The following is a 22,692-nucleotide window of genomic DNA, read 5'->3' as shown; positions in this document are numbered from 1 at the left end:
CGCCGTACATCCACCGGCGAGGCGCAGGCCCCATCCAGGGGCACACCGCCGCCTCGCCGACAGCAGAGCCGGCCGTCGGCCGTCCCCGGGGACGGCGCCACGGCACGGGAGGGGGAGGCGTGAGCGGTCACCAGACCTTTACGGAGCACATCCAGGCCCAGGCGGCCGAGACGCCGGACCAGGAGGCGTTGATCCTCCTCACCGAGCACGAGGGCACCTTGCGGCCCGAAACGATCACCTACGGCCAACTCGACATTCAGGCACGCCACTTGGCGGCCGCGCTCGGCCGGCACGTCCGCCCGGGGGACCGGGTACTGATCGCACACCGCTCCCGCGCGCTGTTCGTCACCAGCTTCCTCGCCTGCCTGTACTCGGGAGCGATCGCTGTCCCCGTCGCCCCGACCGGCGGGCACGGCCACCACGACGAACGCTTCGGCGGCATCGTCAAGGAAGCCGCCGTGGCGTGCGTGCTCACGTCCACCGCGGAAGCGGCCGACGTCTCCCAGCTGCTCGCCCGCACCGGACACGGCGACGTCGTCTGCCTGCCGGCCGACGGCCCCGCGGCGGTCGCCGGAGCCGGGCCCTGGGAGCCCTTCGCGCCGGGCCCCGACACGGTCGCCTACCTCCAGTACACCTCCGGCTCGACCCGCGACCCGCGCGGCGTGATCGTCACCCACCGCAGCCTGCTCGCCAACCAGCGGGCCATCCGGGAGGCACTCGGCACACGCCCCGGCACGCGGCTCGGCGGCTGGCTGCCGCTGCACCACGACATGGGCCTCGTCGGCCAGTTGCTGCACGCGCTGTGGCTCGGAGGCACCGCCGTCCTGCTGACCCCGACGGCGTTCGTCAAGCGTCCGGCGAACTGGCTGGAGACCGTCTCGCGATACGGCCTGACCGTCAGCGCCGCCCCCGACTTCGCGTACGAGATGTGCGTGCGCCGCGTCAACGACACGCAGCTCGCGGGCCTCGACCTGTCCGGCTGGGAGACCGCCGTCAACGGCGGCGAGCCCATAGACGCCGCGACGCTGGACGCGTTCGCCGAGCGGTTCGCCCCCGCCGGGCTCCGCCCCGGAGCCCTGGCGCCCTGCTACGGCCTGGCCGAGGCGACCCTCATCGTCTCGGGCACGCGAACGGCCCCGGCCGGGCGTGCCGTCGACGCCGCCGCCCTGGAGAAGGGCCGGCTGACCGACCCCGTCGGCCCGGGCCGCACCGTCACGCACTGCGGCCCGCCCGCCTCCGTCGACGTACGCATCGTGGACCCGGACACGTGCGCCGAGGTGCCGGACGGTCTGATCGGCGAGATCTGGGTCCGCGGCGAGAGCGTCGGACCCGGCTACTGGGCCCGGCCGGCCGAGACCGCCGCGGCGTTCGACTGCCGGATCAGCGGCGGCGGCAGCGGCTTTCTGCGCACCGGCGACCTCGGCGCGCTCCAGGACGGCCTGCTCCATGTCACCGGCCGGCTCAAGGACATGATCGTCATCGCCGGACGCAATCTCTACCCGCAGGACCTGGAGCGCACGGCGCAGCAGGTCAGCGGCCTCTTCGGCGCGGCCACCGCCTTCGCGTTGCCCGGCGTCAGGGAACGGATCGTCATCATCCAGGAACTGCGCTCCGGCAGCCGCTACGACATCGACCTCGCCGGGCTCGCGGCCGCCGTACAGGAGCGGATCAGCGAGGAGTACGAGGTGCGGACCGCCGGTGTCGTGCTCGTCAGGCCGGGCACGGTCCGCCGGACCACGAGCGGCAAGGTGGAGCGGGCGGCGATGCGGCGGCTCTTCCTGCGCGGCGAGCTCACCCCGCTGCACCAGCGGATGGAACCCGAGGTGGAACAGCTGATGGCGACCGGGAGCCGGCGATGACGACGGCACAGGACCGGATCGATGCCCTGGAGCTGGCGTTCGGCTCCCTCGACGACCCCGGTAACCCGCTCGGTGCCGCCGCCCTGCTCGCCGCCGACGCGGCCGGCACGGTGCTGCCGGAGGCCGAGCGGGTACTCGACGACTTCGGCCTCAACGCCGAGTTCGTGCCCGCCGACGTAGGGGGCAGGCTGGAACGGATGGACCTGCTCGGCCGGCTCCTGCGCCCGGTGTTCCGCCGGGACGCCTCCCTCGGATTCGGCTACGGACTCAACTGCTTCTTCGCCGCCGCCCCGGTGTGGACCGCGGGCGACGACGCGCAGCGCCGCCTCGCCGCCCGGCTGCTCCTGAGCGGCCGGCGGCTCGCCGTGGCCCGCCACGAGGTCGCCCACGGGAACGACTTCGTCCGCGACGAGTTCACCGCCAGGGCCGTCCCGGACGGTCTTGTCGTCGACGGCAGCAAGTCCGCCGTCGCCAACGCCTCACGCGCCACCGGCCTGGTCGTCTTCGCCCGCACGGAGGGAGCCTCGCGCGGGCGCAGCCACACCGTCCTGCTGCTCGACCGCGACGAGCTGCCGGCCGGCGCCGTGGAGAACCTGGCCCGCCGCACGACGACCGGGATGCGCAGCGCGGAGTTCGGCGGACTGCGGATCACCGACTGCCTCGTCCCCCACAGCGCCGTACTCGGGGAGGCCGGGGACGGGTACGAGCTGTCGCTGCGCTCCTCCCTGCTCATTCGCGGCCTCATCCCGTCGATCGTGCTCGCGGGCGCCGACACCGCCCTGCGCACCGTGGCCCGGTTCGCGGGCCGCAGCCGGGCGGACGGCCGTTCGTCGCTGGACGTGCGGCATGTGCGGGACGTGCTCACCGGCGGCTTCCTCGATCTGCTGATCATCGACTGCCTCGCCCTGGTCGCGACCCGGGCCCTGCATCTGCTGCCCCGGCAGATGAGCGCCTACGCGGCGGCCGCCGCCTACCTCGCCCCGAAGCTCGTGGCCGAGAGCATGGACGAGATGTCGGCGGTGCTCGGTGAGGAAACGTTCGCCCAGGACGGCGCGTACGCGATGTTCCAGAAGCAGCGGCGCGACCTGCCCGTCACCTCGCTGGGGCACGCGGGCAGCGCGGGACGGCAGGTCAGCATCCTGCCCCAACTCCCTTACTTCGCACGGCACGCCTGGTTCGCCGACCCCGAGCCGCCGCCGGACCTGTTCCGGCCCGACCGGGAGCTGCCGCCGCTGGACCTGTCCCAGCCCGCGCTGCTCGGTGACGGCGACCCGCTCGCCGCGACCCTGGTCGCCTGCACCGACCTCCTCGAAGACGCCGACGACGGTGTCGGCCCGGGCGGCCCGGCCCTTCGCTTTCTCGCCCGGGTCCTCACCGGTGAACTCGCCGAGCTGAAGAAGGCGTTCGAGAATGTCGCGGAGGGCGACCGCGAGGCCCTGTCCAGCCCGCAGAGCTTCGGCCTCGCCGACCGGTACACCCTGGTCCTCGCGGCGGCGGCCTGCCTCGGCGTGTGGCGCGAACAACGCAGTGCGCCCGCCGGCCGCGCGGACGCCTTCCTCGCCGCCCCCGCCTGGGTCACCGCCGTCCTCTACCGGCTGGTCGCGCGGCTCGGGCTGCCGCTGCCCGACCGGCCCGTCGAACCGCAACGGCTGGTGCTCGAAGAGGTCGTGGCCCGCCTGCACGACCGCCGCAGCTACGACCTCTACGCCTCGCCGCTCGCCTGACCCTCGCCCCCCACCCCCCGCCCGACAGGGAGCACACCCATGCAGGAGCAATTCCCCGGCGCCCAGGAAGACTTCGCTGTCGCCCACCGCGAATGGCTGACCGAGAGGGTCGCCCACTACCTCGGCCACCCGGTGGAGGACACCGTGCCGCTGACCGAGGAAGGTCTCGACTCGGTGGCGGCCCTCAGCCTCTACGGAGACATCGAGGAGGAGTTCGGCTCGCTGATCGAACCGGACGACATCTGGGCGTTCCCCACCGTGCGTCAGCTCGCGAACGTGCTGGCGATGCGCGACGCCGGCCGGGGCGCCGGCCAGGTCAGGGCCGCGTTCGTCTTCACGGGCCAGGGTTCCCAGCACCCCGGGATGACCTCCGGCCTCTATCTGAACTCCACCGGGTACCGCACCTTCCTGGACGAGGCCGACGAGGCGATCCGCCCGTGGACCAAGGAGTCCATGGTGGAGCTGATCCTGTCCGACGACCCGCGCATCCATCGCACCGCGCTCACCCAGCCCGCCCTGTTCGCCGTCGAGTACGCCCTGGCCCGGACGCTGGAGGAGGCCGGGGTGCGCCCGGCGGCCGTCCTCGGCCACGGAGTGGGGGAGTTCGCCGCCGCCACGATCGCCGGCGCGCTGACGCTGACCGACGCCGCGAAGCTGGTGTCCATGCGCGGCGCCTTCATGCAGTACCTGCCGCCGGGCGGCGGCATGATGGCCGTCTGCATCACCCCGTACGAGGCCGCCGAACTGGTCGGTGCCGAGCCGGACGTGGGCATCAGCGCCATCAACGCCGCCAAGGCGATCGTGCTCTCCGGTGACCGCGGCGCGCTGAACCGCATCGAGGCCCGCCTCGCCGAGCGCGGCATCCGCTGCCGCCATCTGGCCGTCTCGCACGCCTTCCACTCGCCGCTGATGGCTCCCGTGGTCCCCAAGTTCGAGGCCGTCCTGCGCAAGATGCCCGGCGGCACCCCCCAGGTGCCGTTCTACTCGACGGTCTACGGCCGTCTCGCCACCGAGCCGCTCTACGCCCCGTACTGGACCGAACAGATCACCGCCCCCGTCCGGTTCGCCGACGCGGCGCGCAGCCTCCTCGCCCAGCAGGCACCCACCCACGTCGTGGAGATCGGCCCGCAGGCCGTCCTCACCCCGTATCTGCGGCGGATGGGCGGCGGCCTGCGCGGCCCCGCCTGCATCCCGGTGTGCCAGGGGCCGGCGAGCGACGCCGTCGACCTGGCGGGTGTCATCTCGGCGCTCGACGCGGGACCGCTGGCCGCGGCCCTGCCCGGAGCCTGACGTGGGGGAACGGGTGGGACGCCCGTTGCCCGCGCCAGGACCCGGCGCACTCTGGGACGACATCCACGGCGAACTGCGGCGCACCGGCAGCGTCGTGCTCTACGCGTCGATGCCCGACTGGCTGCCCGGCGACGGGACGGAAGAGGAGCTGCGCCGCCGCCTCGGCCGCGACTGGCGGCGCTACGAGGGCCTCGCCCAGCCCCGCGCCCGGGAGCGGTTCGTCGCCTCCAGGCTGATGCTGCGCTATTCGGCGGCTGCGGTCCTGCGCACCGCCCCCGACCTGGTGGACCTGGCCTACCAGCCGGGAGGGCGCCCGTACGTCCGCGGCTGCGACCAGATCGATGTCAGCCTGAGCCACACCGAGGAGATGATGGTCGTCGGGATCACCCGGCGCGGCCGTATCGGCGTGGATGTGGAACGGGCGGACCGGCGACTCGCGTACACCGGCTCGGAGAGCCAGGCGTGCACGCCCTACGAGAAGGCGCGCCTTGACGAGGGCGGTGACGGGGTGCGCAACGACACCATGGTGCAGCTGTGGACGCTCAAGGAGGCGTACAGCAAGGCACTGGGGCAGGGACTGCGTTTCCGCTTCACCGAGTTCGGCTTCGCGCTGGACGACGGGGAACCCCGGCTGACCAGACCGGACGGCTCCCGAGTGCCGGGCGGAGAGTGGCAGTTCGGCACGTACCCCGCCGGGGCGGGGTACGTGCTGAGCGTCGCCGTCTGTGACGCGGGCTTCGGTGAACTCGTGGACCTGTCGGTCGGGACGACGCTGGACGACGGCATGTTCGACGCGTTGCTCGGCGCGCCCGGCCCGGCCCGCGGGCCGGCCCCGTCACGGCAGCCAGCCGGCCTCCTCGGCGATCCGGATGGCGTCGATGCGGTTGCGCGCGCCCAGTTTGCCGACGATGGCCGTGAGGTAGTTGCGGACGGTGCCCTTGGACAGATAGAGGCAGCCGGCGATCTCGGCGGCGTCGGCGCCCCGGGCGGCGAGGCGTAGGACCTCCAGCTCGCGCGGGGACAGCGGGTTCTCCGGTGAGTCCCAGGCGGACAGCGCGAGCTGTGGGTCCACGACCCGGCGCCCCGTCGCCACCGACCGTACGGCCAGGGCCAGTTGGCTCGGCGGCGAGTCCTTGAGGAGGAAGCCGGACACCTGCGCGGACAGGGCGCGGCGCAGGGTGCCAGGGCGCCCGAGCGAGGTGAGGATGAGTGTGCGGCAGCTGGGCAGCCGTTCATGGAGCTCGGCTGCCGCCGTGAGCCCGTCGATGCCGGGCAGATCGATGTCGATCACCGCGACGTCGGGCTTGGACTCGAGTGCGGCCGCGACGATCGTGTCGCCGCGGTCGACGGTGGATACGACGTGCAGATCCGGCTCCAGCTGGAGCAGCGCGACGAGCGCGCCCTGGATCATGTGTACATCCTCGGCGAGGAGGATCCTGACGGACAACATCTTTACCCCCGGTTAGATGTGTCAGGCTACGGCGGTTCTCTCCGGGCGCGTGGGCTCGAACACCAGCAGCTCGTTCTCGTCATGGCCCGTGGGCCTGAGCGGTGCCCAGACCTCGAGATGGAATCGGCCGTCCTCCCGCAGCCCCGCGGAGAGCCCGCCGCCGATGGCGGCGAACCGGCAGCGCAGGTTGTCCAGACCCGTGCCGCCCGAGCGGGCGGCGACGAGGTCGCGCTGTTCATGCGGATGGTCGTTGGTCAGGCCGAGACGGACCGTTTCTTCGTCGATCTCCGCCCTGATGGTGCAGACGCGCACCTGGCTGTGCCTGAGGATGTTGGTGACCCCTTCCCGCAGTGCCGTGGCAAGCACGGTGTCGACCACCGGATGCAGTCGCCCGCACTCCACCTCGACCTCCGCGCGGATGTCGGCTGCGGACAGCACCGTCCCCGTCGACTCCGCCTCCTCGACGAGAGACATGTTGCGGTACCCGCTGGACACCAGCCGTACGTCGGCCAGGGCCTGCCGCGCGACCTGGAGGACCGCGACGGTCTCCTGACGGGCCTTGTCCGGACGGGTGTTGATCAGCCGCTGGATCAGCTCGCCCTTGAGCGTGATCGCGGAGAGGCTGTACCCGAGCAGGTCGTGCAGGTCCCGGGCGAACCTCAGGCGTTCCTGCGCGACGGCCATCCGGGCCAGTTCCTCACGGTTGTCGTGCACCTCGCTGATCAGGTCGGTGAGCCGGGTCAGGCCGTAGATGACGAGTCCGGTGAGGGTGCTGGCGATGGTGAAGTAGAGCACCAGGTCGACCGGGGCTCCGGCCAGCACGTTGTACACCGGGATGAAGGCGATCAGCAGTGCGTAGCTCGGCCAGGCGAACCGGGCCGGCAGGGTCAGCAGCAGCGAGGCGGCCAACGGCCCTTCCATGCTGCCCCAGTTGATGCTGAACCAGGCGAGCGGTGCGAACGTGAGCACCGCCTGGAGGATCAGGACGAGCGCCTTTCGCCGGGTGGGCCACCGGCGGGCCTGCGGCGAGGAGACGGCCAACTGCGTGCCGAACAGCGCCAGTACGAGCACGACGCACAGGACCAGTTCTCCCGTTGTGGGGCGCGTCCGCACCACGTTCAGTACGGTCATGGTGGCGTAACAGACCAGGGCCACGACGATGATCGCGTGAGCCAGCCGCGGGGCGGGCGCCTGGGACCGTGGTGAATACGGAACGACGTCCCTCGTCGGCATTGCCGCCTCCTCGCGAAGGGTCGGTAGTGGCCGCATGCTATGTCGTTTCGCTGGCTCTGAGCCAGCGAAACGAACCGACGGCCGAAGTCAGACGAAGAGGGGAATTGGGTTGAGTTCCTCGTACGGAAGAGGGCGGGAGCGGAGTCCGAGCTCCACCGGTATGTCGAAGAGACGGCCCGGGGCGAAGCGTGCCCAGAAGTGCCGCATTCCCGGAATGATCACCTTCACAACAGGAAGTCCCACGTCGGGGCGTGTTTGATCGAGGATCAACATTTCCATGCCGTGGGCACGTACGAGGGTTTCGGCCAACTCGACCTCGTCCCGCAGGTCGGTGTGTACCGGAAAGGAATAGGAGCCGATGGTCCTTGGAGCTTCGGCTGGATCCGCGCGAACGTATGGCTGATTTTCCACCGTCGCCCCCCGCCACCAGGCAGATAGATCACGGTCTGCTGACAGGAATTCAGCCGAGTCGCCTTCCGGGGGAAGCAGTTGGGCCATTTCCGTGACCGCCCGCCGCAGGGCGAGCCGGGGATCGAAATGAGCCCCGAATCCGAACGAGATGCTTTGGGCCGGTCCGTCGGTCCTCCGGGACATGGCCACCATGACCGGAATGCCGAAGTCCGAGGTGAGGTCGAGCACCCAGACGTCCCGGTGGAGCCGTTCGTACGTCTGCCGGGTGCGCGCCAGCCACGGCTCGTCGAAGGCGTCGAGGTCCACCGCGGGCCGGCGGGTGCGGTTGTACCACCACAGCGCCACCGCGTCCCGTTCCACCAGTTCCAGGAAGCCCTGGACGACGGCGTCCTCCGGACTGCTGCCCGCCGCGTTGCCGTTGGAGTCGGCCCACGGCGTCGCCGTCACACCGTCGGGCCCGGGCCCGAAGTACAGCATCGACGTGGGCAGCATCCGCTGCGTGCCCGAGGTGAGCGACCACACCGGCGTCCAGTCGGCCGGAGCCTGCGGGTCGAACGGCGGCGGGATCTGCTGGAAGCGCGAGTGCCGCGGATTCCACCGGTGCCGCTCCCGGAACTGCCGGTCGTCGAACAGCTGGCAGAGGTTGGGGTGCAGAGCGGCGTCGCCCAGCCCGGCGAGGGTGTCGCGCACGGTGGGCTCGTCGCCCTGCCGGGTGCCGCAATAGCGTTCCAGCGCCTCGCACAGCGCGCCGACCTCGGCCTCCTGCGGCGTGGTCCCCTTGCCTCCGCTCTGGCCGCGCAGGCCGCCGCGCAGCCCGGCCAGGGAACGGTTGTCGCCGAGTGCCAGGTTGCGCCCGGCGACGTACCGGTTCAGTCCGTCCGGCGAGCCGGGGGCCGGCCGGAGCTCGTCCACGACGCCGGTGACCGGATCGGCCAGATGCCGGTAGCGGGACAGCACCGCCTCCGCGCTCTGGGACCGGTGATTGCCGCCCACCGTGAGGGACTTGGGGCTGGAGCGCGGCGTGAAGGGCTTGCTCACCCGCTGTGCGACGAGTTCCGGATCCCCGCACGTGGAGCACTGCGGACGACGGATCACCGGGTGGCGGCGGGTCGCGAGAGTACGGGTGTCCAGAGTGCAGACGGCGCCCTGGCCCTCGTACCGCATGCCGGCCACCCACTTCGTCGCCTCCAGCACCGCGGTGTGCAGCCCCAGGGCGCGCACGGTGGCGAACGAGGCCTCGGGGACGGGCACCATTCCCCTGAGCCCCAGGGCCTGGCGGACCGGAGCCGTGGACGACCGGTGGCCGCGCAGGCGGTGCGCCAGACACTCCCAGCACGCGTTCTCCCCGCCTGCGAACACCGGGCCCACCCAGGTCTCCGCCCCGCTCGGCTTGGCCAGCAGCCAGGCGCGGCCCGAGGCCCGGTGCCGGGCATCGATCTCGGCGAGGCGGGGATCCAGGTAGTCGTCGCACAGCACGAGCGACAGTTCGGCCGACTCCTCCTCGCCGGGGCCGGCCATCCGCAGGCCCGCGGCCAGGCACTCGGCCCGCGCCGCCCCGGGATCCCCCCTGCCCAGGTGCACGAGCGCCACCCGCGTCTCCCGGAACGAGGCGGCGGCACGGGGCCCGTGCAGGCCGGCGGTCTCCCAGTAAGCCTGGGTCGAGGCGTCGGTGGCCGGGTCGTGATAGCCGACCAGATCGGCCCGGGCGAGTTCGGCGATCATGCGGGCCGCGGTCGCCGGCGGCAGGGTCGTCGCCGCGTCCCGCAGCACGCCCGCCAGCGTGCGGGTCCCGTCCAGCAGGGCCGCGAGGTGCTGAACCTCACGGCCCTGCAAGGCAGTTGTCTCCCGCTCCGACAGCAGGTAGACGGCGTCTCCTTCGATCGCCTCCACCCGCAGATGTCTCTTGAACCCCACCAGATGGTCGGTGGGTACCCCCCCGGATATGTTCATGCACGCGCCGCTTCGGCCTCTTCGCCGGGCAGGGGCGCCATGCCGGTGGCGCAGCCGTAGAGCATGACGGTGCCCGGCCGGTCCAGATGGTCGATGACCAGGCCGCGGTCCGCGCTCCCGCTCCGGTACACCTCCCCGAAGAGGTCCGCGAAGTCGTCGCCGTACACCGGCTCCATGGCGGGGAGACCGAACTCGGTGAGGACGGCGACCGGGTCGCTCGTGTAGCGCTGGGCCAGGTCGGGCTCCAGGCCGGCCCGAGCGGTCAGGAGTGCGAACTGGTGATCCGAGGTCAGCTGAGCGTGCGTGGCGGTGTCCATGGTGATCCCCCTGCTGAGTCGATCCTGCGAGACGTTGTTCGCTTGCCGAATGCCAGGATTCTGCGGCCCGCCGCGTCGCACGGCACAGTGCCGCTGTCACCAAGGAGGCATGACATTTTCATGCCCGGCCTCGTGACCACCTCACTGGGACTCGGATGCCTCTGGTGCGAGGCTCGACGCCAGACTCCGCAACCTGTGCAGGCCCGCCGACGGACCTGCCGCACCAGCCCACGAAGGGGAGGGCGTCATCATGGAGATCAATGTCCTGGGACCATTGACGGCCCGTGAGAACGGAGTGTCCGTCGTACCGACCGCCGCCAAACCGCGCCAGATCCTTTCCCTGCTCGCCCTCCAGTCCGACCGGGTCGTGACCGTGGCGACGCTGATGGAGGAGATCTGGGGCGAGGACATCCCGCGCAGCGCTGCCACCACTCTGCAGACGTACATCCTCCAGCTGCGCCGCAAGATCGCCGCGGCGCTCGACGGCGACCCGTCCCGTCATGCCAAGGACGTCCTCGTCACGCAGCACGGCGGCTACCTGCTCCAGGTGCAGCCGGGCCAGGTCGACGCGCACGAGTTCACCCGCATCACCGCGTCGGGCCGGGCCGCCCACGAGGCGGGGGACTACCTCGCGGCCTCACGGCTCCTCGGCCAGGCACTGAAGATGTGGCGGGGCTCCGCCCTCGTCGACGTACGCGTCGGCACCGTGCTCGAGCTCGAGGTGCTCCGTGTGGAGGAGGACCGGATGGCCGCTCTGGAGCGGCGGATCGACGCCGATCTGCTGCTCGGCCGGCACACCGAGATCGTGCCGGAACTGAGGGTCCTGGTCGCCCGGCACCCGATGCACGAGAACTTCTGCGCCCAGCTGATGACCGCCCTTCACCGGTCGGGCAGCGCCTGGCGGGCACTCGAGGCCTACCAGCGGCTGCGTGTGACCCTCGTCGACGAGCTGGGACTCGAGCCCTCGGCCCGGCTGCAGCAGCTCCACCAGGCGGTCTTGTCCGCCGACCCGGCCCTGGACGTCCAGGTGCCCGCGTCCGGCTGACCGGCGGACGGTCCAGGCGGTCCTCTCCAGCAGGTCTCTAGCCGGCGTTCCTACGTTCGGCCGATGACGATCCTCGACGACCTCACCGTCACTCAGGCAGCCCCCGACCTCCGCCGCGCCACCGCCGAACTGCGGCGGCTCAAGGAGGAGGTGAGTCGCGGGCCCGATCCCGCGGCCACCCTGCGGCAGCACGAGAAGAACAAACTCACCGCGCACGAGCGCCTTGAACTCCTCTTCGACGAGGGCACGTTCACCGAGATAGAGCCACTGCGCAGGCACCGCGCCTCCGGCTTCGGCCTGGAGGACCGCAAGCCGCACGGCGACGGGGTCGTGATCGGCTGGGGTCTGGTCCACGGCCGGACGGTCTTCGCCTACGCGCACGACTTCCGGATCTTCGCCGGAGCGCTCGGCGAGGCGCATGCCGCGAAGGTGCACAAGGTGATGGACCTCGCGGCGGACGCGGGTGCACCGCTCGTCAGCCTCAACGACGGGGCGGGAGCCCGCATCCAGGAGGGCGTCACCGCGCTCGCGGGCTACGGCGGCATCTTCCGCCGCAACGTCGCGTCCTCGGGGGTCATCCCGCAGATCAGCGTGATGCTCGGCCCCTGCGCCGGAGGAGCCGCCTATTCGCCGGCCCTCACCGACTACGTCTTCATGGTCCGCGACACCGCGCAGATGTTCATCACCGGACCCGACGTGGTGCAGGCGGTGACCGGCGAGAAGATCACCCACAACGGGCTCGGCGGTGCCGACGTGCACGCCACGACCTCGGGTGTCTGCCACTTCGCCTACGACGACGAGGCCGACTGCATCGAGGACGTGCGCTTCCTCATCGCGCTCCTGCCGTCCCACAACCGCGAGTTGCCGCCCGCGGTCCCCTGCGACGACCCCGCCGACCGGCGCACCGACCGCCTCGTCGACCTCGTGCCGGCCGACCCCGGGCGCAGTTACGACATCCGCGCGGTGATCGAGGAGATCGTCGACGACGGCGAGACCTTCGAGGTCCACGAGGCGTGGGCGCCCAACGTCGTGTGCACGCTGGCCCGCCTCGACGGCCGCACGGTCGGCATCGTCGCCAACCAGCCCGCGGCCCTCGCCGGCGTCCTGGACATCCACGCGAGCGAGAAGGCCGCGCGCTTCGTCTCCACGTGCGACTCCTTCAACATCCCGCTCGTCACCCTGGTGGACGTCCCCGGCTTCCTGCCCGGCGTGGACCAGGAGCACAACGGCATCATCCGGCACGGCGCCAAGCTCCTGCACGCGTACTGCAACGCGACCGTGCCCCGGATCTCCCTCGTCCTGCGCAAGGCGTACGGCGGCGCGTACATCGTCATGGACTCCCGGTCCATCGGTGCCGACCTCGCCTTCGCCTGGCCCACCAACGAGATCGCCGTGATGGGCGCGGAGGGCGCCGCCAACGTCATCTTCCGCCGCGAGATCGCCGCGTCGGACGACCCCGCGGCGGTACGCGCCCGCCGCGTCGACGAGTACAGGACCGAGCTCATGCACCCCTACTTCGCGGCGGAGCGCGGCCTGGTGGACGACGTCATCGATCCGGGGGACACCCGCAGCATCCTCATCCGCTCACTCGCGATGCTGCGCACGAAACGCGCCGAAGTGCCCTCGCGCAAGCACGGAAATGTCCCTACATAGGCGTGCGGTCCGGCAGGTCCACGCACACGCGAGTCCGGTTCTAGGGCACGGACGTTCCATAGCTTCACCGGTCAGGGCGGCTCGCTACGAGCGAGTCGCCGACCGGCTCAGGCCGGCCGAGGGGGTTCCCACCCCGAACCCCCTCCGGCCGCCGTCTCCGACCCATGATCAGCACGGACGAAGGGATCGACAGTGACCCCCAGAGTGCCAACCGGCTGGTGCGCAGCGACGTACCCGGCCCCGTCGAAGGCCAGGTAGACCATGCGACGAGTCGCCATCACCGGCCTGGGCGTCGTGGCCCCGGGTGGGGTCGGTGTCAAGGAGTACTGGGAGCTGCTCACAGCGGGCCGTACCGCCACCCGCCGGATCTCCTTCTACGATCCCTCACCGTTCCGCTCGCAGGTCGCCGCCGAGGTCGACTTCGACCCCTTCGCGGCCGGGCTCTCCCAGCAGGAGACCCGCCGGCTCGACCGGGCCGCGCAGTTCGCGGTCGTCTCGACCCGTGAGGCCCTGGCCGACAGCGGCCTGGAGATCTCCGCCCTCGACCCCGGGCGCATCGGCACGGCGGTGGGCAGCGCGGTCGGCTGCACCACGAGCCTCGAGCGCGAGTACGCCGTCGTCAGCGACGGCGGCCGCAAGTGGAACGTCGACCACGAGTACGCCGTACCCGAGCTTTACCGGCATTTCGTGCCCAGCTCGCTGGCCGCCGAGGTCGGCAGGGCCGCCGGGGCGGAGGGGCCGGCCGCGGTCGTGTCCACCGGATGCACCTCCGGTCTCGACTCGCTCGGCCACGCCGTGGAACTCATCCGCGAAGGCACGGCCGACGTCATGATCGCCGGGGCCACCGAGGCGCCCATCTCGCCGATCACGTCGGCCTGCTTCGACGCCATCCTGGCCACCACGCCCCGTAACGACACCCCGGAGAGCGCCTGCCGGCCCTTCGACAAGACCCGCAGCGGCCTCGTCCTCGGTGAGGGCGCCGCCATCCTGGTCCTGGAGGAGCTGGAGAGCGCGAAGCGTCGCGGCGCCCACATCTACGCCGAGATCTCCGGGTTCGCCTCCCGCTGCAACGCTTACCACATGACCGGCCTCAAGCCGGAGGGCCTGGAGATGGCGGAGGCCATCGACGCAGCTCTGGCCGAGTCCCGACTCGCCCCGGACACCGTCGACTACGTCAACGCACACGGCTCCGGCACCAAGATGAACGACCGCCACGAGACGGGTGCCTTCAAGCGCAGTCTCGGCGAGCACGCCTACCGCACACCCGTGAGCTCCATCAAATCGATGATCGGCCACTCGCTCGGAGCCATCGGTTCGCTGGAGATCGCCGCCTGCGCCCTCGCGATGAAGCACGGCGTCCTGCCGCCCACCGCGAACCTCCACGAGCCGGACCCCGAGCTCGACCTCGACTACATCCCGCTCGTCGCCCGCGAGCAGCAGACCGACGTGGTGCTCAGCGTGGGCAGCGGGTTCGGCGGATTCCAGAGCGCCATGGTGCTGGCCCGCCCGGACAGGAGGACCGTATGACCGCCGCAGTGGTGACCGGCCTGGGCATCACCGCCCCCAACGGCCTCGGCACCGAGGAGTTCTGGAAGGCCACCCTGGCCGGCGAGTCGGGCCTCGGCCCCGTCACCCGGTTCGACGCCACCCAGTACCCGTCCCGTGTCGCGGGCGAGGTGTCCGGATACGTCGCGGAGGACCACATCCCCAGCCGGCTGATGCCGCAGACCGACCACATGACGCGCCTCGCGCTGACCGCGGCGGACTGGGCGCTGAAGGACGCGGGGATCGCCACCGACGAACTCCCCGAGTACGGCATCGGCGTGGTCACGGCCGCGTCCGGCGGAGCCGTCGAGTTCGGCCAGCGCGAACTCCAGAACCTGTGGAGCAAGGGCAAGGAGTACGTCAGCGCCTACCAGTCCTTCGCCTGGTTCTACGCGGTCAACACCGGACAGATCTCCATCCGGCACAAGCTGCGCGGCCCCAGCGGCGTCCTGCTCACCGAGCAGGCCGGCGGTATCGACGCCATCGGGCACGCCCGCCGGCACATCCGCAAGGGCTTCCCCGCCGTCATCGCCGGCGGCGTCGACGCGGCCATCTGCCCCTGGGGCTGGGTGCCGCAGATCGCCTCCGGCCTGATGAGCACCGTCGACGACCCCACCCGCGCCTACCTTCCGTTCGCCGCCGAGGCCGGCGGATACGTCCCCGGCGAGGGCGGCGCCATCCTCCTCGTCGAAGATGCCGGGTCGGCCGGCGCTCGGGGCGCCGAGCACGTCTACGGCGAGATCGCCGGATACGCCGCGACCCTCGACCCGGCTCCCGGCTCCGGCCGCCCGCCCGGTCTGCGCAGGGCCGCCGAGAACGCCCTCGCCGACGCCGGGATCACCGCCGAAGACATCGACGTCGTCTTCGCGGACGCCTCCGGCGTACCGGACCTGGACCGGGCCGAGTCCCAGGCCCTGACCGAGCTGTTCGGACCGGCCGGCGTCCCCGTCACGGCTCCCAAGACGATGACCGGCCGCCTGCTCGCCGGCGGCGCCGCCCTCGACGCGGCGACCGCGCTGCTCGCCCTGCGCGACGGCGTCATCCCGCCCACCGCCCATGTGACCGCTCCGGCCCCGGAGCACACCATCGACCTGGTCACCGAGGCACGCGAGGCCGACCTGCGCACCGCACTCGTCCTCGCCCGCGGCCACGGCGGCTTCAACGCCGCACTCGTGGTGCGCCGCACCAACTGAACGGGTCCGCGGCAAGTTCCACCGCGGCACACCAGCACGGTCCCGCTTTCCAGTTCCCAAGTCGCTTCATCCGGCTGCATCAGTGCGCCCAACCGAGAGGACGGCACCAACCATGACCACCTCCACCGCCACCGTGACCCTGGCCGACCTGACCCGCATGCTCCGCGAGAGCGCGGGCGAGGAGGAGGGTGTCGACCTCGACGGCGATGTCATTGACACGCCGTTCATCGAGCTCGGCTACGACTCCCTCGCCCTGCTCCAGGTCATCGGCGAGATACAGCGCGACTACGGCATCAGCATCCCCGACGACGCCGTGGTCGACGCGGAGACCCCGGGCGCGCTCCTCGCCCTCATCAACTCCGGCCGGACGCCCGCCGCCTGACCGGAATCCTCGCGGCCGCCCTGCCTACGTTCCCCCGGCGGGCAGGGCGGCCGTTCTCGTCCTGATCCCTTTGACATCCATGCGGCCGGAGCACGGTCCACGAGGAGGGAACCATGTCACTCACGTCCCACAGTGCGGTGGTCCGCCGGCTGATCGTCAGCCCCGGCCCGGCTCCGCAGGAGCAGGCACCGGTCGTGGCATCGGCCGCCGCCGTCTCGGCCGTACTGCGCGCCTTCGGCCGTTCCCCCGAGGACCTGCCGGCCCGAACCGTCGTTCTGATCGGCTCCGCCGAGGTCGACCCCGGCCTGCGGACCGAACACGAGGGGTTCGGCGTCGTGACGACGGCCACCCCCGGTCTCGCCCTGCGCCGCGCCCACCACGAACTCCACGTGGGCACCGCCGACCTCGCCCTCGTCGCGGGCTTCGGCGAACCCGATGCCCACACCATCACCGTGTACGCCGTGAAGCGCGCCGCGGAGGCGGTGGCCGACGGGGACGCCGTCCTCGGCCTGCTCGACGTGACGGCGCCCCAGGGCCCGGAAGCCACCCCGGCCCTGCGGCCCCTGCACCAGAACCCGCGCGGTACCGACCCCGACCGCCACCGTCTGATCCTCTGGTCGGGCCGGAACGCGGACGACGAGGCCCGGGTGCGCGGCGAACTCCTGCCGATGCTCAGCGGCATCCACCGGGAGGCGTACCCCGCCCTGCCGACCGCGGTTCCCTGCGGGACCCCTCCCGGCCCGGTGCGCGGTGCGGCCGTCGCCGTGTCCGCCCTCGCCGCCCGCACCGTCCACCAGGCCCGCGCCGTCGACGTGTCCCGCCCGCGCCCCGTCGTCCTGCTGTTCCCCGGCCAGGGCTCGCAGCACGCCGGCATGGCGGCGGGCCTCTACCGTCGCGAACCCGTCTTCACCGCCGCCGTCGACGCGGCCTTGTCCCACATGGGCGAGGAAGGTTCCCGAGTACGTGCCGACTGGCTCGACCCGAAGCGCGCCGCCATCGGCATCGACGACGTACGCCGGGCCCAGCCGCTGCTGTTCGCGATCGACTACGCACTGGGCAAGATGATCCTCAGCTGGGGAGTACGCCCCACGGCTTTCCTCGGCCACAGCGCGGGCGAACTCGTGGCGGCCACCTTCGCCGGCGTGGTCTCCCTGAGCGACGCGGTCGCGATGGTGCAGGCCCGGGTCCGGGAGGCCGTGAAGATCCCGGCGGGCGGCATGCTCGCCGTCGCCGCGAGCGAGGAGCAGCTCCACCCCTACCTCACGGACGGCGTGGGCATCGCGGCCGTCAACGCCAACCAGCAGGTGATGCTGGCCGGTTCGCGCGGGCCCCTGGCCGACGTCGCCGACCGCCTCCGCGCGGACGGACTGACGGTGGTGACGGTCCCCGCCACCAGCCCGTTCCACTCCCCGGCGATGGCACCGGCCTCCGACGCGATCGAGACCGACTACCGCGACATCCCGCTGCGCGAGCCCAAACTGCCCCTCTACTCCGGTTACACCGGCACCCTGATGAGCGCGGAGGCCGCGCGCAGTCCGCGCTTCTGGGCCGATCAGATCACCGACACCGTCTACTTCCGCAATGCCCTGGACGAGCTTCTCGCGGCCGACGACGTCCTGCTCGTCGAGGCGGGCCCCCGTCAGACCCTCACCGCCTTTGCCCGCAGGCACCGTTCGGTCCGCCTCGGCGCCGGCGCCGTCTCCCCGCTCCTCCCGGCCCGCGCGGGCACCCCCGAGGCCGACCGGCAGTCCGTGCTCAACGCGGCAGCCCGCATCTGGACCGAGGGCCACGACCTGGACCTGAACGCGATCGCCCGGCTGTGGACGTGGTGCGACGAGGACGCAACCGCGACGGCCGGCACCACGGTGCCGCACCTACCCGCGAAGACCCTGGTCGCATGAGAATCGTCACGAAGATCCTGTGCGAGATCTACAACTCGCTGACCACCGCAGGGTGGATGTGGCTGGGGATCCCTCCCCTACTGGACCCACCGCAGGTCCGGCCTGCGCCGAACCTGGACGAGCCGCCGCGGGGCCACCCCGAGCGGCTTCGCCCGGACCTCGCGCTGACCACGACCGAACTCGCTCTGCAGAGGCAGCTCGTGGCGCCGGTCGGGGAGCAGCGGTGAAGGAGACTCTCCGTCTGGACCGGGTGATCATTCGGTTCGCGGGTGACTCGGGCGATGGTATGCAGCTGACGGGTGACCGGTTCACTTCGGAGACGGCGTCGTTCGGGAATGATCTGTCCACGCTGCCGAACTTTCCCGCCGAGATTCGGGCGCCCGCGGGCACGTTGCCGGGTGTGTCGTCGTTCCAGTTGCATTTCGCGGACCATGACATTCTGACGCCGGGTGACGCGCCGAATGTTTTGGTGGCGATGAATCCGGCGGCGCTGAAGGCGAACATCGCGGATGTGCCGCGTGGTGCGGAGATCATCGTCAATACGGACGAGTTCACCAAGCGGGCGATGCAGAAGGTCGGTTACGGCACGTCTCCGCTGGAGGACGGTTCGCTGGACGGCTATCAGGTGCATCGGGTGCCGTTGACGACGCTGACGGTTCAGGCGCTGGAGGAGTTCGAGCTGTCGCGTAAGGACGCGGGCCGTTCGAAGAACATGTTCGCGCTGGGTCTGCTGTCGTGGATGTATCACCGGCCGACCGAGGGCACGGAGAGGTTCCTGCGTTCGAAGTTCGCGAAGCAGCCGCAGATCGCGGAGGCGAACATCGCGGCTTTTCATGCGGGCTGGAACTTCGGTGAGACGACGGAGGACTTCGCGGTCTCCTACGAGGTCGCCCCGGCCACGTCCGCGTTCCCGACGGGCACCTACCGCAACATTTCGGGGAATCTGGCGCTGTCCTACGGGTTGATCGCGGCGTCCCGGCAGGCGGACCTGCCGTTGTATCTGGGCTCGTATCCGATCACGCCGGCCTCGGACATCCTGCATGAGCTGTCGAAGCACAAGAACTTCGGTGTGCGCACGTTCCAGGCGGAGGACGAGATCGCGGGGATCGGGGCGGCGCTGGGTGCGGCGTTCGGCGGTTCCCTGGCCGTCACGACGACTTCCGGTCCCGGTGTGGCGCTGAAGTCGGAGACGATCGGGCTCGCGGTCTCCCTCGAACTGCCGCTCCTGGTCGTGGACATCCAGCGCGGCGGCCCCTCGACGGGTCTGCCGACGAAGACCGAGCAGGCGGATCTGCTGCAGGCGATGTACGGGCGTAACGGTGAGGCGCCGGTTCCGGTGGTGGCGCCGAAGACGCCGGCGGACTGTTTCGACGCGGCGATCGAGGCGGCCCGGATCGCGATCACCTACCGGACCCCGGTGTTCCTCCTCTCGGACGGCTATCTGGCCAACGGTTCGGAGCCGTGGCGTATCCCGGAGATCGACCAACTCCCCGATCTGCGGACCCAGTTCGCGTCGGGGCCGAATCACACCGACGCGGACGGTGCGGAGGTGTTCTGGCCGTACAAGCGCGATGCGAAAACCCTGGCCCGTCCGTGGGCGATCCCGGGCACGCCGGGTCTTGAACACCGTATCGGCGGGATCGAGAAGCAGGACGGCACAGGCAACATCTCCTACGATCCGGCCAACCACGAGTTCATGGTCCGCACCCGGCAGGCCAAGATCGACGGGATCGAGGTGGCGGACATCGAGGTCGACGACGCCCGCGGCGACGCCGACACCCTGGTGCTGGGCTGGGGTTCGACCTATGGACCGATCACCGCGGCGGTGCGCCGGCTGCGCACGGCGGGCGAGAACATCGCGCAGGCCCATCTGCGCCACCTCAACCCGTTCCCGAAGAACCTCGGCGAGGTCCTCGCCCGCTACGAACGCGTCGTCGTCCCGGAGATGAACCTCGGCCAGCTCGCCACCCTCATCCGGGCCAGATATCTGGTGGACGCCCACTCCTACAACCAGGTCAACGGCATGCCGTTCAAGGCCGAGCAGCTCGCCACGGCTCTCAAGGAGGCCATCCATGGCTGACACCGGCACGAAAGGCACGGGCACGATCGAGGCGCTCTCGCTGGTACCCAAGGCCGAGGCCGAGCAGTCCATGAAGGACTTCAAGTCCGACCAGGAAGTGCGCTGGTGCCCCGGCTGCGGTGACTACGCGATCCTCGCCGCCGTGCAGGGCTTCATGCCCGAACTCGGCCTGGCGAAGGAGAACATCGTCTTCGTCTCGGGCATCGGCTGCTCCTCCCGCTTCCCGTACTACATGAACACCTACGGGATGCACTCCATCCACGGCCGCGCCCCGGCCATCGCGACCGGCCTGGCCTCCAGCCGCCGCGACCTGTCCGTGTGGGTGATCACCGGAGACGGCGACGCCCTGTCCATCGGCGGCAACCACCTCATCCACGCCCTGCGCCGCAACGTGAACCTGAAGATCCTCCTGTTCAACAACCGGATCTACGGGCTCACCAAGGGCCAGTACAGCCCCACCTCCGAGGTCGGCAAGATCACCAAGTCCACGCCGATGGGCTCCCTCGACGCACCCTTCAACCCGGTCTCCCTCGCACTGGGCGCGGAAGCCTCCTTCGTGGCCCGCACCGTCGACTCCGACCGCAGACACCTCACCGACGTGCTGCGGCAGGCGGCCGCCCACCCCGGCACCGCCCTCGTCGAGATCTACCAGAACTGCAACATCTTCAACGACGGCGCCTTCGAAGTCCTCAAAGACAAGCAACAGGCCGAGGAGGCGGTCATCCGCCTCGAACACGGGCAGCCGATCCGCTTCGGCACCGACCTCGCCAAGGGCGTCGTACGGGACCCGCAGACCGGTGACCTGGAGGTCGTCGACGTGAACGAGGACAACCAGTCACAGATCCTCGTCCACGACGCACACACGGCCTCACCCACCACCGCGTTCGCCCTGTCCCGCCTGGCCGACCCGCACACCCTGCACCACACACCCATCGGCGTCTTCCGCTCCACCGAGCGGCCCGTCTACGACGTGCAGATGTCCGACCAGCTCGACGAAGCAATCGAACAGAACGGAAAGGGCGACCTGGCCGCCCTGCTCGCCGGCGGCGACACCTGGACCGTCGTGGGATGAATCCCGGGGTCCGGCGGCGGGAGCAGAGGGGCTCCCGGCACCGCCTACCCTGGAGTGCATGACCAGCAGCGACCGGAGCCAGGCAGTGGACGTTCAACAATTCAAGACGTACGAGGTGCGCACCTACGGGTGCCAGATGAACGTCCACGACTCCGAGCGGCTCTCCGGCCTCCTTGAGGACGCCGGATACGTCCGTGCGCCCGAGGGCGCCGACGGCGACGCCGACGTCGTCGTCTTCAACACGTGCGCCGTCCGCGAGAACGCGGACAACAAGCTGTACGGCAATCTCGGCCGCCTGGCGCCGATGAAGACGAAGCGGCCCGGCATGCAGATCGCCGTCGGCGGCTGCCTTGCGCAGAAGGACCGCGACACCATCGTGCGGCGGGCCCCGTGGGTGGACGTCGTCTTCGGCACGCACAACATCGGCAAGCTGCCCGTCCTCCTGGAACGCGCCCGCATCCAGGAAGAGGCGCAGGTCGAGATCGCCGAGTCCCTGGAGGCCTTCCCCTCCACGCTGCCGACCCGCCGCGAGAGCGCGTACGCGGCCTGGGTCTCCATCTCCGTCGGCTGCAACAACACCTGCACCTTCTGCATCGTGCCCGCCCTGCGCGGCAAGGAGAAGGACCGCAGGACCGGCGACATCCTCGCCGAGATCGAGGCGCTCGTCGGCGAGGGCGTCAGCGAGATCACGCTGCTCGGCCAGAACGTGAACGCGTACGGCTCGGACATCGGTGACCGCGAGGCCTTCAGCAAGCTGCTGCGCGCCTGCGGGAAGATCGAGGGCCTGGAGCGGGTGCGCTTCACCTCCCCGCACCCGCGCGACTTCACCGACGACGTGATCGCCGCCATGGCCGAGACGCCGAACGTGATGCCCCAGCTGCACATGCCGATGCAGTCCGGCTCGGACACCGTCCTGAAGGCGATGCGCCGGTCCTACCGGCAGGAGCGCTACCTCGGGATCATCGAGAAGGTGCGCGCCGCGATCCCGCACGCCGCCATCTCCACGGACATCATCGTGGGCTTCCCCGGCGAGACCGAGGAGGACTTCGAGCAGACGATGCACGCGGTCCGCGAGGCCCGCTTCGCGAACGCCTTCACGTTCCAGTACTCCAAGCGGCCCGGGACCCCGGCGGCGACCATGGAGGGCCAGATCCCCAAGGAGGTCGTCCAGGAGCGCTACATGCGCCTGGTCGAACTCCAGGAGGAGATCTCCTGGGACGAGAACAAGAAGCAGGTCGGCCGCACCCTGGAGCTGATGGTCGCCGAGGGCGAGGGCCGCAAGGACGGTGCCACGCACCGCCTGTCCGGCCGCGCCCCCGACAACCGCCTGGTGCACTTCACCAAGCCGGACACCGAGGTGCGTCCCGGTGACGTGGTCACCGTCGAGATCACCTACGCGGCCCCGCACCACCTGCTCGCCGAGGGCGACGTCCTCGAAGTGCGCCGCACGCGCGCGGGTGACGCCTGGGAGAAGCGGAACGCGGAGCCCGAGCAGAAGCAGGGCGTCATGCTCGGCCTGCCCTCGGTGGGCGTCCCGGCCCCGCTGCCGGCGGCCACGGGCGGCTGCGCCGTCAACTGACGGCACCG

16 protein-coding genes and 2 pseudogenes are annotated in these 22,692 nt (G+C 71.0%); 14 read left to right on the top strand and 4 right to left on the bottom strand.

From position 1 onward, the window contains the following. Window positions 1-119: 119 nt before the first annotated feature. The 4 genes and pseudogenes from OG758_RS17000 to OG758_RS16985 all read left to right on the top strand — a co-directional run. A complete protein-coding gene (locus OG758_RS17000; protein WP_326710800.1) occupies window positions 120-1,859 on the top strand; it encodes a fatty acyl-AMP ligase in 1,740 nt (579 codons plus the stop codon). After that, a complete protein-coding gene (locus tag OG758_RS16995) occupies window positions 1,856-3,583 on the top strand; it encodes an acyl-CoA dehydrogenase (protein WP_326710799.1) in 1,728 nt (575 codons plus the stop codon). Before OG758_RS17000 ends, OG758_RS16995 begins: the two co-directional genes overlap by 4 nt. Before the next feature lie 39 nt (window positions 3,584-3,622). Continuing rightward, entirely contained in the window at window positions 3,623-4,873 is a 1,251-nt protein-coding gene (locus OG758_RS16990; RefSeq protein ID WP_326710798.1) for an acyltransferase domain-containing protein, read from the top strand. A 109-nt stretch (window positions 4,874-4,982) separates the two neighbouring features. Next, window positions 4,983-5,579: pseudogene (locus tag OG758_RS16985) on the top strand (4'-phosphopantetheinyl transferase family protein); the annotation flags it as partial. Window positions 5,580-5,708: 129 nt separating this feature from the next. Here the strand turns inward: OG758_RS16985 and OG758_RS16980 are convergent. The 4 genes from OG758_RS16980 to OG758_RS16965 form a co-directional block, all read right to left on the bottom strand. Next, the gene (locus OG758_RS16980; RefSeq protein WP_116509063.1) at window positions 5,709-6,323 is read right to left on the bottom strand and encodes a response regulator transcription factor; all 615 of its coding nucleotides are present in this window, start codon (window positions 6,321-6,323) and stop codon (window positions 5,709-5,711) included. Window positions 6,324-6,344: 21 nt separating this feature from the next. Next, window positions 6,345-7,556: a sensor histidine kinase gene (locus OG758_RS16975; protein WP_326710797.1), complete on the bottom strand. Its 1,212-nt coding sequence runs from the start codon at window positions 7,554-7,556 to the stop codon at window positions 6,345-6,347. 87 nt (window positions 7,557-7,643) lie between these two features. Further along, window positions 7,644-9,917 carry a TOMM precursor leader peptide-binding protein gene (locus tag OG758_RS16970; RefSeq protein ID WP_326710796.1) on the bottom strand — a complete coding sequence of 758 codons (2,274 nt, stop codon included), beginning with the start codon at window positions 9,915-9,917 and terminating at the stop codon, window positions 7,644-7,646. Beyond that, window positions 9,914-10,234 carry a hypothetical protein gene (locus OG758_RS16965; RefSeq protein WP_326710795.1) on the bottom strand — a complete coding sequence of 107 codons (321 nt, stop codon included), beginning with the start codon at window positions 10,232-10,234 and terminating at the stop codon, window positions 9,914-9,916. The genes OG758_RS16970 and OG758_RS16965 overlap by 4 nt, the downstream gene beginning before the upstream one ends. A gap of 250 nt (window positions 10,235-10,484) precedes the next feature. Between OG758_RS16965 and OG758_RS16960 the strand changes: the two genes are divergently transcribed. The 10 genes and pseudogenes from OG758_RS16960 (at window position 10,485) to miaB (ending at window position 22,684) form a co-directional block, all read left to right on the top strand. After that, window positions 10,485-11,279, top strand: coding sequence for an AfsR/SARP family transcriptional regulator (locus tag OG758_RS16960; protein WP_326710794.1), 795 nt, complete (start codon window positions 10,485-10,487; stop codon window positions 11,277-11,279). A 63-nt stretch (window positions 11,280-11,342) separates the two neighbouring features. Beyond that, window positions 11,343-12,932: an acyl-CoA carboxylase subunit beta gene (locus OG758_RS16955; RefSeq protein WP_326710793.1), complete on the top strand. Its 1,590-nt coding sequence runs from the start codon at window positions 11,343-11,345 to the stop codon at window positions 12,930-12,932. Between the two features lie 261 nt (window positions 12,933-13,193). Beyond that, on the top strand, window positions 13,194-14,459 hold the full coding sequence (locus tag OG758_RS16950; RefSeq protein WP_326710792.1) for a beta-ketoacyl-[acyl-carrier-protein] synthase family protein: 1,266 nt from the start codon (window positions 13,194-13,196) through the stop codon (window positions 14,457-14,459). Further along, window positions 14,456-15,670 (top strand): ketosynthase chain-length factor, encoded by a 1,215-nt coding sequence (locus OG758_RS16945; RefSeq protein WP_326710791.1) that lies wholly within the window; start codon window positions 14,456-14,458, stop codon window positions 15,668-15,670. Before OG758_RS16950 ends, OG758_RS16945 begins: the two co-directional genes overlap by 4 nt. A 112-nt stretch (window positions 15,671-15,782) precedes the next feature. Next, window positions 15,783-16,052 carry an acyl carrier protein gene (locus tag OG758_RS16940; RefSeq protein WP_266674876.1) on the top strand — a complete coding sequence of 90 codons (270 nt, stop codon included), beginning with the start codon at window positions 15,783-15,785 and terminating at the stop codon, window positions 16,050-16,052. A 113-nt stretch (window positions 16,053-16,165) separates the two neighbouring features. Continuing rightward, entirely contained in the window at window positions 16,166-17,953 is a 1,788-nt protein-coding gene (locus OG758_RS16935; RefSeq protein WP_326710790.1) for an acyltransferase domain-containing protein, read from the top strand. Continuing rightward, window positions 17,872-18,093: pseudogene (locus tag OG758_RS49075) on the top strand (DUF6059 family protein); the annotation flags it as partial. The gene OG758_RS16935 and the pseudogene OG758_RS49075, both read left to right, overlap by 82 nt. Continuing rightward, the gene (locus OG758_RS16925; RefSeq protein WP_442810335.1) at window positions 18,006-20,033 is read left to right on the top strand and encodes a 2-oxoacid:acceptor oxidoreductase subunit alpha; all 2,028 of its coding nucleotides are present in this window, start codon (window positions 18,006-18,008) and stop codon (window positions 20,031-20,033) included. The pseudogene OG758_RS49075 and the gene OG758_RS16925, both read left to right, overlap by 88 nt. Then, entirely contained in the window at window positions 20,026-21,105 is a 1,080-nt protein-coding gene (locus OG758_RS16920; RefSeq protein ID WP_326710788.1) for a 2-oxoacid:ferredoxin oxidoreductase subunit beta, read from the top strand. The genes OG758_RS16925 and OG758_RS16920 overlap by 8 nt, the downstream gene beginning before the upstream one ends. 58 nt (window positions 21,106-21,163) lie before the next feature. After that, on the top strand, window positions 21,164-22,684 hold the full coding sequence (gene miaB / locus OG758_RS16915; RefSeq protein ID WP_326710787.1) for a tRNA (N6-isopentenyl adenosine(37)-C2)-methylthiotransferase MiaB: 1,521 nt from the start codon (window positions 21,164-21,166) through the stop codon (window positions 22,682-22,684). Window positions 22,685-22,692: the final 8 nt, after the last annotated feature.

It is taken from the genome of Streptomyces sp. NBC_01474 (assembly GCF_035918215.1).
Classification (GTDB): Bacteria; Actinomycetota; Actinomycetes; order Streptomycetales; family Streptomycetaceae; genus Streptomyces; species Streptomyces aureus.
The sequence above is the reverse complement of the archived record's forward strand: the minus strand, read 5'-3'. Positions and strand labels throughout refer to the sequence as shown.

Excerpts from the sequence above, each read along its gene's own strand:
- OG758_RS16995 (WP_326710799.1), top strand. The coding sequence starts at position 1,856 with ATGACGACGGCACAGGACCGGATCGATGCCCTGGAGCTGGCGTTCGGC.
- OG758_RS16990 (WP_326710798.1), top strand. The coding sequence starts at position 3,623 with ATGCAGGAGCAATTCCCCGGCGCCCAGGAAGACTTCGCTGTCGCCCAC.
- OG758_RS16980 (WP_116509063.1), bottom strand. The coding sequence starts at position 6,323 with ATGTTGTCCGTCAGGATCCTCCTCGCCGAGGATGTACACATGATCCAG.
- OG758_RS16975 (WP_326710797.1), bottom strand. The coding sequence starts at position 7,556 with ATGCCGACGAGGGACGTCGTTCCGTATTCACCACGGTCCCAGGCGCCC.
- OG758_RS16970 (WP_326710796.1), bottom strand. The coding sequence starts at position 9,917 with ATGAACATATCCGGGGGGGTACCCACCGACCATCTGGTGGGGTTCAAG.
- OG758_RS16965 (WP_326710795.1), bottom strand. The coding sequence starts at position 10,234 with ATGGACACCGCCACGCACGCTCAGCTGACCTCGGATCACCAGTTCGCA.
- OG758_RS16960 (WP_326710794.1), top strand. The coding sequence starts at position 10,485 with ATGGAGATCAATGTCCTGGGACCATTGACGGCCCGTGAGAACGGAGTG.
- OG758_RS16955 (WP_326710793.1), top strand. The coding sequence starts at position 11,343 with ATGACGATCCTCGACGACCTCACCGTCACTCAGGCAGCCCCCGACCTC.
- OG758_RS16950 (WP_326710792.1), top strand. The coding sequence starts at position 13,194 with ATGCGACGAGTCGCCATCACCGGCCTGGGCGTCGTGGCCCCGGGTGGG.
- OG758_RS16945 (WP_326710791.1), top strand. The coding sequence starts at position 14,456 with ATGACCGCCGCAGTGGTGACCGGCCTGGGCATCACCGCCCCCAACGGC.
- OG758_RS16940 (WP_266674876.1), top strand. The coding sequence starts at position 15,783 with ATGACCACCTCCACCGCCACCGTGACCCTGGCCGACCTGACCCGCATG.
- OG758_RS16935 (WP_326710790.1), top strand. The coding sequence starts at position 16,166 with ATGTCACTCACGTCCCACAGTGCGGTGGTCCGCCGGCTGATCGTCAGC.
- OG758_RS16920 (WP_326710788.1), top strand. The coding sequence starts at position 20,026 with ATGGCTGACACCGGCACGAAAGGCACGGGCACGATCGAGGCGCTCTCG.
- miaB (WP_326710787.1), top strand. The coding sequence starts at position 21,164 with ATGACCAGCAGCGACCGGAGCCAGGCAGTGGACGTTCAACAATTCAAG.